The sequence below is a fragment of the Streptomyces sp. SolWspMP-5a-2 genome (assembly GCF_900091845.1).
Taxonomy (GTDB): Bacteria; Actinomycetota; Actinomycetes; order Streptomycetales; family Streptomycetaceae; genus Streptomyces; species Streptomyces doudnae.
The window spans coordinates 1-15,383 of the sequence record NZ_FMCI01000038.1 but is presented as its reverse complement, the minus strand read 5'-3'; the positions used below and the strand labels follow the sequence as shown (position 1 = coordinate 15,383).

The 15,383-nt window shown below is 73.6% G+C and carries 10 protein-coding genes; 7 read left to right on the top strand and 3 right to left on the bottom strand.

What is annotated here, in order from left to right; all coding sequences use genetic code 11:
• The first annotated feature begins 275 nt into the window (after nt 1-275).
• From GA0115242_RS02565 to GA0115242_RS02550, 4 genes are read left to right on the top strand one after another with little or no spacing between them, the layout of a single operon-like run.
• Nucleotides 276-1,412 carry a CaiB/BaiF CoA transferase family protein gene (locus GA0115242_RS02565; RefSeq protein ID WP_093824030.1) on the top strand — a complete coding sequence of 379 codons (1,137 nt, stop codon included), beginning with the start codon at nt 276-278 and terminating at the stop codon, nt 1,410-1,412.
• A complete protein-coding gene (locus tag GA0115242_RS02560) occupies nt 1,409-2,551 on the top strand; it encodes an acyl-CoA dehydrogenase family protein (RefSeq protein ID WP_093824028.1) in 1,143 nt (380 codons plus the stop codon). Before GA0115242_RS02565 ends, GA0115242_RS02560 begins: the two co-directional genes overlap by 4 nt.
• Nucleotides 2,552-2,573: 22 nt before the next feature.
• On the top strand, nt 2,574-3,788 hold the full coding sequence (locus GA0115242_RS02555) for an acetyl-CoA C-acetyltransferase (RefSeq protein ID WP_093824026.1): 1,215 nt from the start codon (nt 2,574-2,576) through the stop codon (nt 3,786-3,788).
• A 34-nt stretch (nt 3,789-3,822) separates the two neighbouring features.
• Nucleotides 3,823-6,000: a 3-hydroxyacyl-CoA dehydrogenase NAD-binding domain-containing protein gene (locus GA0115242_RS02550; RefSeq protein ID WP_093824024.1), complete on the top strand. Its 2,178-nt coding sequence runs from the start codon at nt 3,823-3,825 to the stop codon at nt 5,998-6,000.
• Between the two features lie 106 nt (nt 6,001-6,106).
• Here the strand turns inward: GA0115242_RS02550 and GA0115242_RS02545 are convergent, their stop codons facing one another.
• The gene (locus tag GA0115242_RS02545; protein WP_093824022.1) at nt 6,107-6,817 is read right to left on the bottom strand and encodes a MerR family transcriptional regulator; all 711 of its coding nucleotides are present in this window, start codon (nt 6,815-6,817) and stop codon (nt 6,107-6,109) included.
• A gap of 218 nt (nt 6,818-7,035) precedes the next feature.
• On the opposite strand from GA0115242_RS02545, the gene GA0115242_RS02540 reads away from it, so the two are divergent.
• Entirely contained in the window at nt 7,036-8,502 is a 1,467-nt protein-coding gene (locus tag GA0115242_RS02540; RefSeq protein WP_093824020.1) for an amino acid permease, read from the top strand.
• A gap of 87 nt (nt 8,503-8,589) precedes the next feature.
• On the opposite strand, the gene GA0115242_RS02535 is transcribed toward GA0115242_RS02540, so the two are convergent.
• Nucleotides 8,590-10,098: a M1 family metallopeptidase gene (locus GA0115242_RS02535; RefSeq protein WP_093824018.1), complete on the bottom strand. Its 1,509-nt coding sequence runs from the start codon at nt 10,096-10,098 to the stop codon at nt 8,590-8,592.
• Nucleotides 10,099-10,307: 209 nt separating this feature from the next.
• On the opposite strand from GA0115242_RS02535, the gene GA0115242_RS02530 reads away from it, so the two are divergent.
• Complete coding sequence (locus tag GA0115242_RS02530) at nt 10,308-12,257, top strand: Xaa-Pro dipeptidyl-peptidase (protein WP_093824016.1); 1,950 nt, start codon at nt 10,308-10,310, stop codon at nt 12,255-12,257.
• A 5-nt stretch (nt 12,258-12,262) separates the two neighbouring features.
• Here the strand turns inward: GA0115242_RS02530 and GA0115242_RS02525 are convergent, their stop codons facing one another.
• The gene (locus GA0115242_RS02525; protein ID WP_093824014.1) at nt 12,263-13,231 is read right to left on the bottom strand and encodes an FAD-dependent oxidoreductase; all 969 of its coding nucleotides are present in this window, start codon (nt 13,229-13,231) and stop codon (nt 12,263-12,265) included.
• 377 nt (nt 13,232-13,608) lie between these two features.
• On the opposite strand from GA0115242_RS02525, the gene GA0115242_RS02520 reads away from it, so the two are divergent.
• The gene (locus GA0115242_RS02520) at nt 13,609-15,249 is read left to right on the top strand and encodes an ABC-F family ATP-binding cassette domain-containing protein (RefSeq protein ID WP_093824012.1); all 1,641 of its coding nucleotides are present in this window, start codon (nt 13,609-13,611) and stop codon (nt 15,247-15,249) included.
• The last annotated feature ends 134 nt before the right edge of the window (nt 15,250-15,383 follow it).

Sequence of the window (15,383 nt, the reverse complement as noted above, 5' to 3'; positions counted from 1 at the left end):
CGTCACTTAGCGCTCCTGCCGCCCCCGAGCGTCCCGGTCTCCATCGGAACCCCCTGCCACCTCCGAGGCCGTCCGGCTGCCGCCGAGGTCCCCAGCGGCCGTCGGAACTCTCGGCCACCGGGCCTTCCCCGGCCCCGTTCCCGGTCTCCCGGAGACATCCGGCGGTCCCTCGGCGACAATGGACTAAGCGCTTGCTCGTTCGCCCTTGCCTTCACGGGAGCGGCTTCTTAGCATCACTGGTGTTACATCATGTGTGTCACATCGCAGGGGGCGGCATGACGACGGCGACGACGCCGGAGCGGGGCCCGCTCACCGGCGTGCGCGTGATCGAGCTGGCCGGTATCGGGCCAGGCCCGTTCGCCGCCATGCTCCTGGCCGACCTGGGCGCCGACGTCGTCCGGGTGGACCGGCCCGGCGGGCCCGGCCTCGGCATCGACCCCGCCCATGACGTCACCAACCGCAACAAGCGGTCCGTCGTCGTCGACCTCAAGGCGCCCGGGGGAGCCGCCCGGGTCCTCGGCCTCGCCGTCCGCGCCGACATCCTCGTCGAGGGCTACCGGCCCGGGGTCGCCGAGCGGCTCGGCGTCGGCCCCGGCGCGTGCCACGCGCGCAACCCCCGGCTGGTCTACGGCCGGATGACCGGCTGGGGCCAGGACGGTCCGCTCGCCCCGCGCGCGGGCCACGACATCGCGTACATCGCCGTCACCGGCGCCCTCGGTCTCATCGGCCGTCCCGGCGAACCGCCGCCCGCCCCGGCCAACCTCCTCGGCGACTACGCGGGCGGCTCCCTCTACCTCGTCGTCGGCGTGCTGGCCGCGCTCCACCACGCGCGCGTGAGCGGCGCGGGACAGGTCGTGGACGCGGCCGTCGTCGACGGGACCGCGCACCTCGCCTCGATGATCCACGGCATGGTCGCGGCCGGTGCCTGGCAGGACCGGCGCGGCGCCAACCTCCTGGACGGCGGCTGCCCCTACTACGGCACCTACGAGACCGCCGACGGCGGACACATGGCCGTCGGCGCCCTCGAACCGCGCTTCTACGACCTGTTCGTCACCCTGCTCGGCCTGCCCGAGCACGCCGGCGCCCGCACCGACGTCACCCGCTGGCCCGCCCTGCGCGAGGCGGTGGCCGCCCGCTTCCGCACCCGCACACGGGACGCCTGGACGGCCGTGTTCGAGGGCACCGACGCGTGCGTGGCGCCCGTCCTCTCGCTGCGCGAGGCCCCCGACCACCCGCACCTCGCGGCCCGCGCCACCTTCACCCACCACGGCGGGCTCACCCAGCCCGCCCCCGCGCCCCGTTTCTCCGCCACCCCGACCGCCGTGCGCACCGGCCCCGCCCTGCCCGGCGCCGACACCGCGGCGGTGGCGCGCGACTGGGACGTGCCCGAACTGACGGAGGGCCAGGAATGAAGCGGCGGATCCTCACCGACGACCACGAGGCGTTCCGCGCCACCGTGCGCGCCTTCCTCGCCAAGGAGGTGCTGCCCCACTACGACCGGTGGGAGAGGGACGGCATCACCTCCCGCGACGCCTGGCGCGCGGCCGGACGGCAGGGCCTGCTCGGTCTCGCCGTCCCCGAGGAGTACGGAGGCGGCGGCACCCCCGACTTCCGCTACAGCGTCGTCCTCGCCGAGGAGTTCACCCGCGCGGGGGCACCAGGACTCGCCGTGGGGCTGCACAACGACGTCATCGGCCCGTACCTGACCGGCCTGGCCACCGAGGAGCAGAAGCGGCGCTGGCTGCCCGGATTCTGCGACGGCACCCTGATCACCGCCATCGCCATGACCGAACCCGGCGCCGGATCCGACCTCCAGGGCATCCGCACCCGGGCCGAGGACCGGGGCGACCACTGGCTGCTCAACGGGTCCAAGACGTTCATCTCCAACGGCATCCTCGCCGACCTGGTCGTCGTGGTCGCGCGGACCACCCCGGAGGGCGGCGCCCACGGTCTGTCGCTGCTGGTGGTCGAGCGCGGCGCGGACGGCTTCGAGCGCGGCCGCAACCTCGACAAGATCGGCCAGAGGGCGCAGGACACGGCCGAGCTGTCCTTCACCGACGTCCGCGTCCCCAAGGAGAACCTGCTCGGCGAACGCGACGGCGCCTTCGTCCACCTGATGACCAACCTCGCCCAGGAACGCCTCGGCATCGCGGTCGCCGGGATCGCCGCCGCCGAGCACCTCCTGGAGATCACCACCGCGTACGTCAAGGAGCGCGAGGCCTTCGGCAGGCCGCTCGCGCGACTGCAGCACGTACGGTTCGAGATCGCCGAGATGGCCACCGAGTGCGCCGTCACGCGCGCGTTCCTCGACCGCTGCGTCGAGGAGCACGTGGACGGCGGCCTGGACGCCGTGCACGCCTCCATGGCCAAGTGGTGGGCGACCGAGCTGCAGAAGCGGGTCGCCGACCGGTGCCTGCAACTGCACGGCGGCTACGGCTACATGAGCGAACACCCGGTCGCCCGTGCCTTCACCGACGGCCGCGTCCAGACCATCTACGGCGGGACCACCGAGATCATGAAGGAGATCATCGGCCGTTCCCTGCTCGGTTGACCCTCGTTCGAAAGGCTTACCAGTGAGCACCGAAGCGTACGTGTACGACGCGATCCGCACCCCGCGCGGACGCGGCAAGGCGGACGGCGCCCTGCACGGCACCAAGCCCATCGACCTGGTCGTCGGGCTGCTGCGCGAACTCCGCGACCGGCACCGGGACCTGGACCCGGCCACCATCGACGACATCGTCCTCGGCGTCGTCGGACCGGTCGGCGACCAGGGCTCCGACATCGCCCGGATCGCCGCCCTGGCCGCCGGGTTCCCCGACACGGTCGCGGGCGTGCAGGAGAACCGCTTCTGTGCCTCCGGTCTCGAAGCGGTCAACATGGCCGCGGCCAAGGTCCGTTCGGGCTTCGAGGACCTCGTGATCGCGGGCGGCGTCGAGTCCATGTCGCGGGTGCCCATGGCCTCGGACGGCGGCGCCTGGTTCAACGACCCGATGACCAACCTCGCGGTCGACTTCGTGCCGCAGGGCATCGGCGCCGACCTGATCGCCACCGTCGAGGGCTTCTCCCGGCGGGACGTCGACGCCTACGCGGAGCTGTCCCAGGAGCGGGCCGCCACCGCCTGGAAGGAGGGCCGCTTCGCCCGGTCCGTCGTCCCGGTCAGGGACCGCGCCGGACTGGTCGTCCTCGACCACGACGAGCACCCGCGCCCCGGCACCACCGCCGACTCCCTGGCCCGGCTCAAGCCGTCCTTCGCGGACATCGGCGAGCTGGGCGGCTTCGACGCCGTCGCGCTCCAGAAGTACCACTGGGTGGAGAAGATCGACCACGTCCACCACGCGGGCAACTCCTCGGGCATCGTCGACGGCGCCGCGCTGGTCGCCATCGGCTCCCGGGAGAGCGGCGAACGCAACGGGCTCACCCCGCGCGCGCGGATCGTCGCCGCCGCCGTCTCCGGCTCCGAGCCCACCATCATGCTCACCGGCCCCGCCCCCGCCACCCGCAAGGCGCTCGCCAAGGCCGGGCTGACCATCGACGACATCGACCTGGTCGAGATCAACGAGGCGTTCGCCGCCGTCGTGCTGCGCTTCGTGAAGGACATGGGCCTGTCCCTGGACAAGGTCAACGTCAACGGCGGCGCGATCGCCCTCGGCCACCCGCTCGGCGCCACCGGGGCGATGATCCTCGGCACCCTCGTCGACGAACTGGAGCGCCAGGACAAGCGCTACGGCCTCGCCACGCTCTGCGTCGGCGGCGGCATGGGCATCGCGACCATCGTCGAACGCATCTGACCCCCTCCCGACGGATCACCCGGAGCGCCTCCCCATGACCACTGAGCCCACCACCATCCGCTGGGAACGGGACGACACCGGCGTCGTCACCCTCGTCCTCGACGACCCCGACCAGTCCGCCAACACCATGAACGCGGGCTTCCGCGCCTCCCTCACGGCCGTCGCCGACCGCCTGGAGGCCGAGAAGGACTCCCTGCGCGGGGTCGTCATCACCTCCGCCAAGAAGACCTTCTTCGCCGGGGGCGACCTGCGCGACCTCATCCGCGTCACCCCCGCGACCGCACAGGAGCTGTACGAGGGCAACCTCGCCCTCAAGCGCGACCTGCGCCGCGTCGAGACCCTCGGCGTGCCCGTCGTCGCCGCCATCAACGGCGCGGCCCTCGGCGGCGGTTACGAGATCGCCCTCGCCTGCCACCACCGGGTCGCCCTGGACACGCCGGGCACCAGGATCGGCTGCCCCGAGGTCACCCTCGGCCTGCTGCCCGGAGGCGGCGGCGTCGTGCGCACCGTGCGGCTGCTCGGCATCGCCGACGCGCTCCTGAAGGTCCTCCTCCAGGGCACCCAGTACTCCGCGCCGCGCGCCCTGGAGAACGGCCTGATCCACGAGGTGGCCGCCACCCCGGAGGAACTCCTCGCCAGGGCACGCGCGTTCATCGACGCCCACCCCGAGTCCCGCCAGCCCTGGGACACCCCGGGACACCGCATCCCCGGCGGCACCCCGGCCCACCCGAACTTCGCGGCCAACCTGCCGTCGTTCCCGGCCACCCTGCGCAAGCAGACCGCCGGCGCCCCCTACCCGGCGCCCCGCAGCATCCTGGCCGCCGCGGTCGAGGGCGCCCAGGTCGACTTCGAGACCGCCCAGCTCATCGAGTCCCGCTACTTCGTCGAACTCGCCGCGGGCCAGACCTCGAAGAACATGATCCAGGCGTTCTTCTTCGACCTCCAGGCCGTCAACTCCGGCGCCAACCGCCCCCGGGGCGTCCCGGCCAGGGAGGTCCGCAGGGTCGCCGTCCTCGGCGCCGGGATGATGGGCGCGGGCATCGCCTACGCGTGCGCCCGCGCGGGCATCGACGTCGTCCTCAAGGACGTCACCGCCGAGGCCGCGCGCAAGGGGCGCGGCTACTCCGAGAAGCTCTGCGACAAGGCCGTCGCGCGGGGCCGCACCACCCGGGAGAAGGCGGACGCGCTCCTCGCCCGGATCACGCCCACCGCCGACCCGGCCGACGTCGCGGGCTGCGACGCGGTCATCGAGGCCGTCTTCGAGGACACCTCGCTCAAGCACAAGGTGTTCCAGGAGATCCAGCACCTCGTCGCCCCCGACGCGCTGCTGTGCTCCAACACGTCCACCCTGCCGATCACCGCCCTCGCCGAAGGCGTCGAGCGCCAGGACGACTTCATCGGCCTGCACTTCTTCTCGCCCGTCGACAAGATGCCGCTCGTCGAGATCATCAAGGGCGAGCGGACCGGCGACGAGGCGCTCGCCCGCGCCTTCGACCTGGTCCGGCAGATCAGGAAGACGCCCATCGTCGTCAACGACTCGCGCGGCTTCTTCACCTCACGGGTGATCGGGCACTTCATCGACGAGGGCGTCGCCATGGTCGGCGAGGGCATCGAGCCCGCCTCGGTCGAGCAGGCGGCGGCGCAGGCCGGATACCCGGCCAAGGTGCTCTCCCTGGTGGACGAGCTGACCCTCACCCTCCCGCGCCGGATCCGCGCCGAGTCCCGGCGGGCCGTCGAGGAGGCGGGCGGCACCTGGGCCGTGCACCCCGCCGAGGCCGTCGTGGACCGCATGGTCGACGAGTTCGGGCGCACCGGCCGCAGCGGCGGAGCGGGCTTCTACACCTACGACGAGGACGGCAGGCGGGGCGGTCTGTGGCCCGGCCTGCGCGAGCACTTCACCGAGCCGGGTCACCGCATCCCCTTCCGCGACATGCAGGAACGCATGCTGTTCGCGGAGGCCCTGGACACCGTCAGGCTGCTGGAGGAGGGCGTCCTCACCTCCGTCGCGGACGCCAACATCGGCTCGGTCCTGGGCATCGGCTTCCCCGGCTGGACCGGCGGCGTCCTCCAGTACGTCAACGGCTACGAGGGCGGCCTGCCCGGCTTCGTGGCCCGCGCCCGCGAACTCGCCGAGCGCTACGGCGACCGCTTCACCCCGCCCGCGCTGCTGGTGGCGAAGGCGGAGAACGGCGAGGTCTTCACGGACGCCTGACCGGCCGACCCCACCCCGCCCGCGACCGGCCACCGGACTCGAAGGCCCGGCGGCCGGTCGCACCCTCCGGTCACGGCGCCCGGTGACACCCGCGCGCGTCCTCCCGTCAGGACGGCTCCGCCGCCCCCGGCGGTGGCCACTCCCGCAGTTCCTCCCGCAGGGACCGCTGGAACGTCGTCAGCAGCGCCTGCACCACCAGGGGCTGCATGTGCGCCGTCAGCGACCGCACGTCCCGCGGCTCCCGTTCCGCCACCGCGTCCCGCAGCAGGCCCGCGAGGGCGTGGGCGGCGGCCCGGGAGTGGTCGAGGAGGACGGCGCGGGCGGCGAGGATCGTCTCCTGGGCCAGCGGGACGTCCAGCAGCCGCACGCCCAGCGGCAGCAGCCCGGCGTCGAGCCGGAACGCCCCGTCCGCGCGCTCCACGACCTCCATCGCCGCGAGCCGCTCCACCTCGTCGTCGTCCAGCGGGCGGCCGGCCCGCCGCTCCAGCTCCGCCCGGTCCACCGTCTCCGGTCCTTCCGGGCTCCAGGACGCCACCACCGCGCGGTGGATCGCGAGATCCTGGGCGCTCAGGTCGGCCGGGAGCCGGGCCAGGTACCGTTCGATCGCCGCGAGCGTCATGCCCTGGTGCCGCAGCTCCTCGATCAGCGCCAGCCGCGAGAGGTGACCCGGCCCGTACCGCCCCACCCGGCGCGGGCCGATCACCGGCGGCGGGAGCAGTCCCCGGGTGCTGTAGAAGCGGACCGTGCGGACCGTGACGCCGGACCGCGCGGCCAGTTCGTCGACCGTCAGGGCCGGCTCCTGGGCGTCGCTCGTCATGTGCAGCAGTATCGCTGTCTCACCGACGGTGTGAGACGCAGGGTGGAAATGTGGTGATTATGTGAGATGTTCCGCTCTGTGACGTGGACCACCGCGTGAGCGCACTCCGCCGGGGGAAGGTGGCGCCTTGGTCTGTGCCGTCACCGAGTGTGCGGGCCGAGAACGTCCGGCAGACCCGAGCGCTGAGCCGCTCGGGCGCACCAGAGAGTGGAACACGCGTGAGCAAGGACGCCGTGCAGACGGCCGAGACCGCGACCCCGACCGGCGCGGCCCAGGCCCCCGTGGACGCGGGCGACGCCGGGTACAGCAAGGGCCTCAAGGCCCGACACGTCAACATGATCGCCATCGGAGGCGCGATCGGCACCGGGCTCTTCCTGGGCGCCGGAGGGCGGCTGCACACCGCGGGCCCCGCGCTCGCCCTCGCCTATCTGGTCTGCGGTGTCTTCGCCTTCTTCGTGGTGCGCGCGCTGGGCGAGCTGGTCCTGTACCGCCCGTCCTCCGGGTCCTTCGTGTCGTACGCGCGCGAGTTCCTCGGCGAGAAGGGCGCCTACGTCGCGGGCTGGATGTACTTCCTGAACTGGTCGACCACCGGCATCGCCGACATCACCGCGATCGCGCTCTACACGCACTACTGGAGCATGTTCACCAGCATCCCGCAGTGGACGCTGGCGCTGATCGCCCTGGCGGTCGTCCTCGCGGTGAACCTGATCTCGGTCAAGATCTTCGGCGAGATGGAGTTCTGGTTCGCGATCGTCAAGGTCGCCACCCTCGTCGGCTTCATGCTGATCGGCGTCTTCCTGCTCGCCACCCGGCACGAGGTCGGCGGGCACACCCCGGGCGTCGGCGTGATCACCGACAACGGCGGCTTCCTCCCGCACGGCGTGATGCCGGTCGTCCTGGTGATGCAGGGCGTGATCTTCGCGTACGCGGCGCTGGAGCTGGTCGGCGTCGCGGCGGGCGAGACCGCCGAGCCCGAGAAGGTCGTGCCGCGCGCGGTGAACTCGATCATGTGGCGCGTCGCCCTCTTCTACGTCGGTTCGGTCGTCCTGCTGGCCCTGCTGCTGCCCGGTTCCGTCTACTCGGCCGGGCAGAGCCCCTTCGTCACCGTCCTGTCGAAGATCGGCGTCCCGGCGGCGGGCGACGTGATGAACCTGGTCGTCCTGACGGCCGCGATGTCCTCCCTGAACTCGGGCCTGTACTCCACCGGCCGCATCCTGCGCTCCATGGCGACGGCGGGCTCGGCCCCGAGGTTCACCGCCCGCATGAACCGCAGCCAGGTGCCCTACGGCGGCATCCTGCTGACCTGCGCGGTCTGCGTCCTCGGCGTCGGCCTCAACTACCTGGTGCCGAGCCAGGCCTTCGAGATCGTGCTGAACGTCGCCTCCCTGGGCATCATCAGCACCTGGGTGATCATCATGGTCTGCCACCTGGTCTTCGTCCGCAGGGCCCGGGAGGGCCGGGTCACCCGCCCGTCGTTCCGGCTCCCCGGCTCCCCGGTCACCGAGACCGTCACGATCGTCTTCCTGGTGGCCGTCCTCGGCCTGATGTGGAACGACCCCGAGGTCGGCCGCAGGACCCTGCTGCTGGTCCCGGTGATCGCGGTCATGCTGGTCGCGGGCTGGTTCAAGGTGCGCCGCCGGGTCGCCGAGAACGCTGCCGGGGAGCCGCGCGACCTGACGACGTAGCAGGCCGCCCCCGCAGCGGAGCGCTCCCCGGCCACGGCCCCGGCGGGGCGGGACACGACCGTCCCGCCCCGCCGGGGCCGTCCGGTCTCAGTGACCGTTCGCGTGGACGGTGTTGGTCGCCGCGATCGCCTTCCACGACGTCGGCCGCGCCACCGGTCCCGCCGTCGCGCCGCCCGCCGCCGCCCGCCCGGTGGCGAGGCCCGGGGCGGCGGGCTTCTCCGGCCGGAACAGATAGGTGTCGAACAGCGCGTCAAGCGGCTTGCCCGAGACGCGCTCCGCGTAGGCGCGGAAGTCGGCCACGGAGGCGTTGCCGTACGCGTGCTCCCGCGGCCAGCCCTTCAGGATCGCGAAGAACGCGTCGTCCCCGACGGCGTCCCGCAGCGCCTGCACGGCCAGCGCGCCCCGGTCGTACACGGCGATGTCGAACTGGTCGTCGGGGCCCGGATCGCCCGGCGCGACCTTCCAGAAGGGGTCGTCGGCCGGATGCGAGGCGTACACGTAGTCGGCCAGCTCCCGCGTGGTGCCCTCGCCCTCGTGCTCGGACCAGAGCCACTGCGCGTACCGCGCGAAGCCCTCGTTGATCCAGATGTCCTTCCAGCCCTTCAGCGACACCGAGTCCCCGTACCACTGGTGGGCCAGCTCGTGGACGACCACCGACGCGTTCGAGCCGTTCGCGAACTGCCGCGGGCTGTAGTAGACGCGGGTCTGCGTCTCCAGCGCGTACCCGGTGGTCGTGTCGGGGACGTAGCCGCCCGCCGAGGCGAACGGGTAGGGGCCGAAGTAGCCGCTCAGCCAGTCGACCAGCTCCCCGGTCCGCTCCACGCTCGCGCGCGCCGCCCCGGCGTTGTCCCCGAGGGCGGCGCTGTACGCGTTGACGACCGGCACGCCGCCCTCGGAGGTGCTCGTCGTGACGTCGAACCTCCCCACCGCCAGCGTGGTCAGGTACGTGGCCTGCGGTTTGTTCTGGCGCCAGTTGTAGCGCGTCCAGCCCGCCTGCGAACTCGTCGACTGGAGCGTGCCGTTGGAGATCGCCTGCGTCCCGTCGGGCACGGCGACCGACACGTCGTAGGTGGCCTTGTCCAGCGGGTGGTCGTTACTCGGGTACCACCACCAGGCCGCCTCGGGCTCGTCGGCGGCGACCGCGCCGTCCGGGGTGCGGTGCCAGGTGGAGAAGCCGTACGCGCTCTTGGTGGACGGCACCCCGCGGTAGCGCACCACCACCGTGAGCGCGGTGCCCTCGGCCAGCGGGGTGGCCGGCGTGATCTCCAGCTCGTGCTGGCCCGAGGTCGCGAACGCGGCCCGCACGCCGTTCACCCGGACCTCGCTCACGTCCAGCAGGAAGTCCAGGTCGAACCGCGAGAGGTCCTGCGTGGTCCGCGCCAGGATCGTCGCCGTCCCCTCCAACTCGTCCGTCGCGGGCTGGTACTTGAGCCGCAGGTCGTAGTGCGAGACGTCGTAGCCGCCGTTGCCGTACGCCGGGTAGTAGGGGTCGCCGATGCCCGGGGCGCCGGGGGAGTAGCTCGCGGCCGACGCCGGGATCGCCAGCATCAGGGACGCCGCGGCGAGTGCGCCCGGCGCGAGGATTCTGCGGTGCACGAGAGCTCCAAGTCGTGGGGGATCGAAAGCTGTTCGGAGCCTATTGAGTCGCCGGGACCGCGCCCTGTCCATCGTCCGGGCCGTCACACGATCGCCATTCGGCCGACATGAGCACACCCGCCCCGCGGGTCCGATCCGGCCGCATCTGTCCCCGGGAGCCGCCAAGTGCCCTCTTCTGCAAGGGAGTCGTCCGGGGTACCGTCCCGCGCATGCCGACATCCCCCCGCTCCACGACCTGGAGAGCGCTCGCGGCGGCGGCCGTCGCCCTCTTCATGGCGGCCGTCCTCACCCCGGCGGCGGCCCACGCCGCGCCCCGGGAGAGCAGCCCCGTCTACGCGTACGCGGACGCCGTCCGCGAGGCCGTGTGGGTCGACACCGGACTCGACGGCGACGGCGACGGGCGCTCCGACCGGGTCGCCGTCGACATCGTCCGGCCCGCCGAACCCGCCAGGGAAGGCCGCCGCGTCCCCGTCATCATGGACGCAAGCCCCTACTACTCCTGCTGCGGCCGGGGCAACGAGGGCCAGCTCAAGACGTACGACGCAGCCGGCGCCGTCGTCCAGATGCCCCTCTTCTACGACAACTACTTCGTGCCGCGCGGCTACGCCGTCGTCGGGGTCGACCTCGCCGGGACCAACCGCTCCGACGGCTGCGTCGACGTCGGCGGGCGCTCCGACATCCAGTCCGCGAAGGCCGTGGTCGACTGGCTGAACGGCCGCGCCAGGGCGTACACGACCCGGACCGGCACCACCACCGCCACCGCGGACTGGAGCAACGGCCGGACCGGCATGATCGGCAAGAGCTGGGACGGCACCATCGCCAACGGGGTCGCCGCCACCGGCGTCAAGGGCCTGCGCACGATCGTGCCGATCAGCGCCATCTCCTCCTGGTACGACTACTACTTCGCGCAGGGCGCCCCCCTCTACGGCTCGGGCCCCGACTGGCTCTCCGGCTACGTCGAGAGCCCCGCGGCCCGCGCCGGCTGCGACGCCGTGCAACGCAGGCTGGTGGACGGAGCGCCCCGCAGCGGTGACTGGACACCGCTGTGGACCGAGCGCGACTACGTCAAGGACGCCGCGAAGGTGAAGGCCAGCGTCTTCCTGGTCCACGGCATGCAGGACCTCAACGTCCGCACCAAGCACCTCGGACAGTGGTGGGACGCCCTCGCGAAGAACGGCGTGCAGCGCAAGATCTGGCTCTCCCAGACCGGCCACGTCGACCCCTTCGACTTCCGGCGCGGTGCCTGGGTCGACACCCTGCACCGCTGGTTCGACCACGAACTCCTCGGCTACGACAACGGGATCGACCGCGAACCCGTGGCCGACATCGAACGCGCCCCCGACCAGTGGGTGACCTCCGGCACCTGGCCCCCGCGCGACACCCGCGCCACCACCCTCAGCCCCGCCCGGGGCGACCGGCCCGGCGTCGGCACCCTCGGCCGCACCCGCGACCGCGGCACCGAGACCTTCACCGACGACCCCGCGCTCGGCGAGACCGACTGGGCCGCCGCGATCGACACCCCCACCCCCGCCAAGGCCGGATTCGTCACCGCGCCGCTCACCCGCGACCTGCGCCTGTCCGGCTCCTCGCAGGTCACCGTCACCGCGACCCCCACCACCCCGACCGCCCACCTCTCCGCGGTCCTCGTCGACCTCGGCCCCGCCACCATCCGCGACTACGCCGCCGCAGGAGAGGGCATCACCACCCTCACCGACCGCACCTGCGCGGGCGAGAGCACCCCCGGTGACAGCGCCTGCTACCGGACCACCCGAGCCAGGACCACCGACGTCGGGCAGACGGTGTTCAGCCGGGGCTGGGCCGACCTCGGCACCTGGGCCTCACCCGGCAAGGGCGTCCCGCTCACCCCGGGCAGGGCCTACACGATCACCGTCGACCTCGCGGCCACCGACCACGTCGTCCCTGCCGGGCACCGGCTGGCGCTGATCGTCGCGGGCACCGACAAGGACCTCATCGACCCGCCCGCCGACACCCCCACCCTCACCGTCGACCTGGCCCGCACCTCCGCCCGCGTCCCGCTCGTCGGCGGTGCCGCGGCCTTCGACCGGGCCACCACCGGGACGGCGCCGATCGCCGCCCCGGCCGACACCACGCCCGGGGTGCGCGCCCCGGCCGCCGCCCACCGCGTCCCGCGCGGCTGACCGGATCAGGCGGCCGGGAACGCCAGCCCGGCCGCCTCCTCCGCGCACCCCCAGGCCACCGTCACCCCGGCGCCGCCGTGACCGTAGTTGTGCACCAGCACCCGCCCCGGCTCCAGGTCCGCCGCCCGCGGGGACTCCCGCTCCAGCCGGACCGCGTCCCGGGCCGGACGCAGCCCCACCCGGTGCGCCAGCACCCGCGCGTCCGCTATCTCCGGGCGCAGCGCCGCGCACCGCCGCACGATCGCCTCCGCCACCGCCGGATCGGGCTCCGTCGACCAGGCGTCCTCCTCGGCCGTGCCGCCCAGCACGAGGCGGCCCGGGTGCGGGAAGAAGTAGGCCATCTCGCCGTCCGGCGCGATCGCCGCCAGCCAGGTGGTGATCCCCGGGTTCTCCACCTCGACCAACTGCCCGCGCACCGGCCGCACCTGGGGGTCGGGCACCAGCTCACGCGCCCCGAGCCCGGTGCAGTTGACGACCACCGGCGCCTCGGCCTCCGCCAGCGCCGTCACCGTCCGCTCCTCGACGACCCCGCCCGCCCGCGTCAACCGCGCCCGCAGCCACGGCAGATGGGTGGTCATGTCGATCAGCGGCAGCCGCGCCCACAGGCCCGTCCCGGCGAACTCCTCGGGCGTCGCCGCCCGCAGCCCCGGCACCTGGTCCGCCCACGGCCCCAACTCCTCGCGCCTGGACTGCCCCTGGACGCCGTCCACCAGCCGCACGCCGGTCTCGGCCGGGCGCCGGGCCAGCTCCTGGTAGACGGCGAGCGAGCGCAGCGACCACGCGGCGACCCGCGCCTCGGGCTCGATCCGGTAGGGCCACCACAGTCCGCCCGCGACGGCCGAGGTGGTCCGCTCGACCGGGTCCCGCGTCCACACCCGCACCCGCAGCCCGCGCTCCGCGAGGACGACGGCCGTGGTCAGGCCGACCACCCCGCCCCCGATCACGATGACATCGTCGTTCCGTGTGCTCTCCACGCCTGGACGGTAGCGGAAGCCCCCGAACCCGCACCGCCCCGGCCGCAGGAAGGGAAGCCCCGGGCTCCGCTGGACCGCATCGACCTGCCGGGCCGAAGACCCCGCACCCGTTCCGGCCCGGCTGCCGGAGACAGGACACGGCTCCCGCTGGACCGCTCCGACCTGCCGGGTCGGAGCCCCCGCACCCGTTCCGGCCCGGCTGCCGAAGGCCGGACACGGCACCCACCGGACCGCCTCGCCCTGCCCGCCAGGGACCCGCACGTCCGTCGGAGTCCCGTCCTGGTTCCGGCTGTGGCCTCCGACCCCGACGGAAGCACTCCGACCTCGGACGCGGCCCCCGGCGGCGCGCGCCGCCGGACGGCTAGGATCGCCACCTGATGACTGCCACCCTCGTCGCCAAGAACCTCGCCGCCGGGCACGGCGACCGCTCCCTCTTCGCCGGACTCGACCTCGTCGTCGCGCCCGGTGACGTGATCGGTCTGGTCGGAGCCAACGGCGCGGGCAAGTCCACCCTGCTGCGCATGCTCGCCGGGCTCCTCGCACCGGAGCAGGGCGAGCTGCGCCTCTCCCCGCCGACGGCGACCGTCGGCCACCTCCCGCAGGAGCCGGAGCGTAGGCCGGACGAGACCGTCCGCGCGTTCCTGGCCCGCCGCACCGGCGTCGACGAGGCGCAGCGGACCATGGACGAGGCCACCCAGGCCCTCGTCGACGGAGCCCCGGGCGCCGACGACGCCTACGCCGCCGCCCTGGAGCGCTGGCTCGACCTCGGCGGCGCCGACCTGGACGAACGCGCCGAGGAGACCGCCGCCTCGCTCGGCCTGACCGTCGGTCTCGACCAGCCGATGACCGCGCTCTCCGGCGGCCAGGCCGCCCGCGCGGGCCTCGCCTCCCTGCTGCTCTCCCGCTACGACGTCTTCCTCCTCGACGAGCCCACCAACGACCTCGACCTGGACGGCCTGGAGCGCCTCGAACGGTTCGTGAGCGGCCTGCGCGCGGGCACCGTGGTGGTCAGCCACGACCGCGAGTTCCTCACCCGCACCGTCACCAAGGTCCTCGAACTCGACCTGGCCCAGGGCCGGGTCACCCTCTACGGCGGCGGCTACGCGTCCTACCTGGAGGAGCGCGAGGTCGCCCGCAGGCACGCCCGCGACGACTACGAGGAGTACGCCGACAAGCGCTCCGCGCTCCAGGAGCGGGCGCAGACCCAGCGCTCCTGGATGGACAAGGGCGTCAAGAACGCCCGGCGCAAGGCGGGCAACGACAACGACAAGATCGGCCGCAAGTTCCGCAGCGAGGCCAGCGAGAAGCAGGCCGCGAAGGCCCGGCAGACCCAGCGGATGATCGAGCGCCTGGACGTCGTCGAGGAGCCCCGCAAGGAGTGGGAGCTGCGGATGGAGATCGCGTCGGCGCCGCGCTCAGGCGCCGTCGTGGCCACCCTGCGGGACGCCGAGGTGCGCCGGGGCGGCTTCACCCTCGGGCCCGTCTCGCTCCAGATCGACTGGGCGGACCGGGTGGCGGTCACCGGCGCCAACGGCGCGGGCAAGTCCACCCTGCTCGGCGCGCTGCTGGGCCGGATCCCGCTGGACTCGGGCGCGGGCGCGCTGGGCCCCGGCGTGCTGGTCGGCGAGGTCGACCAGGCCCGCCGTCTCTTCCACGGCACCGAGTCGCTGCTCGACGCGTTCGGCGCGGCCGTCCCGGACACCGAACCGGCCGACGTGCGCACCCTGCTGGCCAAGTTCGGCCTCAAGTCCCACCACGTGCTGCGCCCGGCGAGCGGGCTCTCCCCGGGCGAGCGCACCCGCGCCGCCCTCGCGCTGCTCCAGGGCCGCGGCGTCAACCTGCTGGTCCTCGACGAGCCGACCAACCACCTCGACCTCCCGGCCATCGAGCAGTTGGAGTCGGCCCTGGACGCCTACGAGGGCACGCTGCTCCTCGTCACCCACGACCGCCGCATGCTCGACGCGGTCCGGGTGACCCGCCGCCTCGAGGTCGCGGACGGCAAGGTCACCGAGCGCTGACCTGGCCGCCCGCCGTCCGGCGCGGGTCCGGGGACCGGGCGGAGGTGCGGCCCGGCCCCCGGACCGCCCGGATCAGCGGCGGCCGTTCTTCGGGTCGACGAGGCCCGCGCGGCGCAGGGCGTCCGCCATCGCGC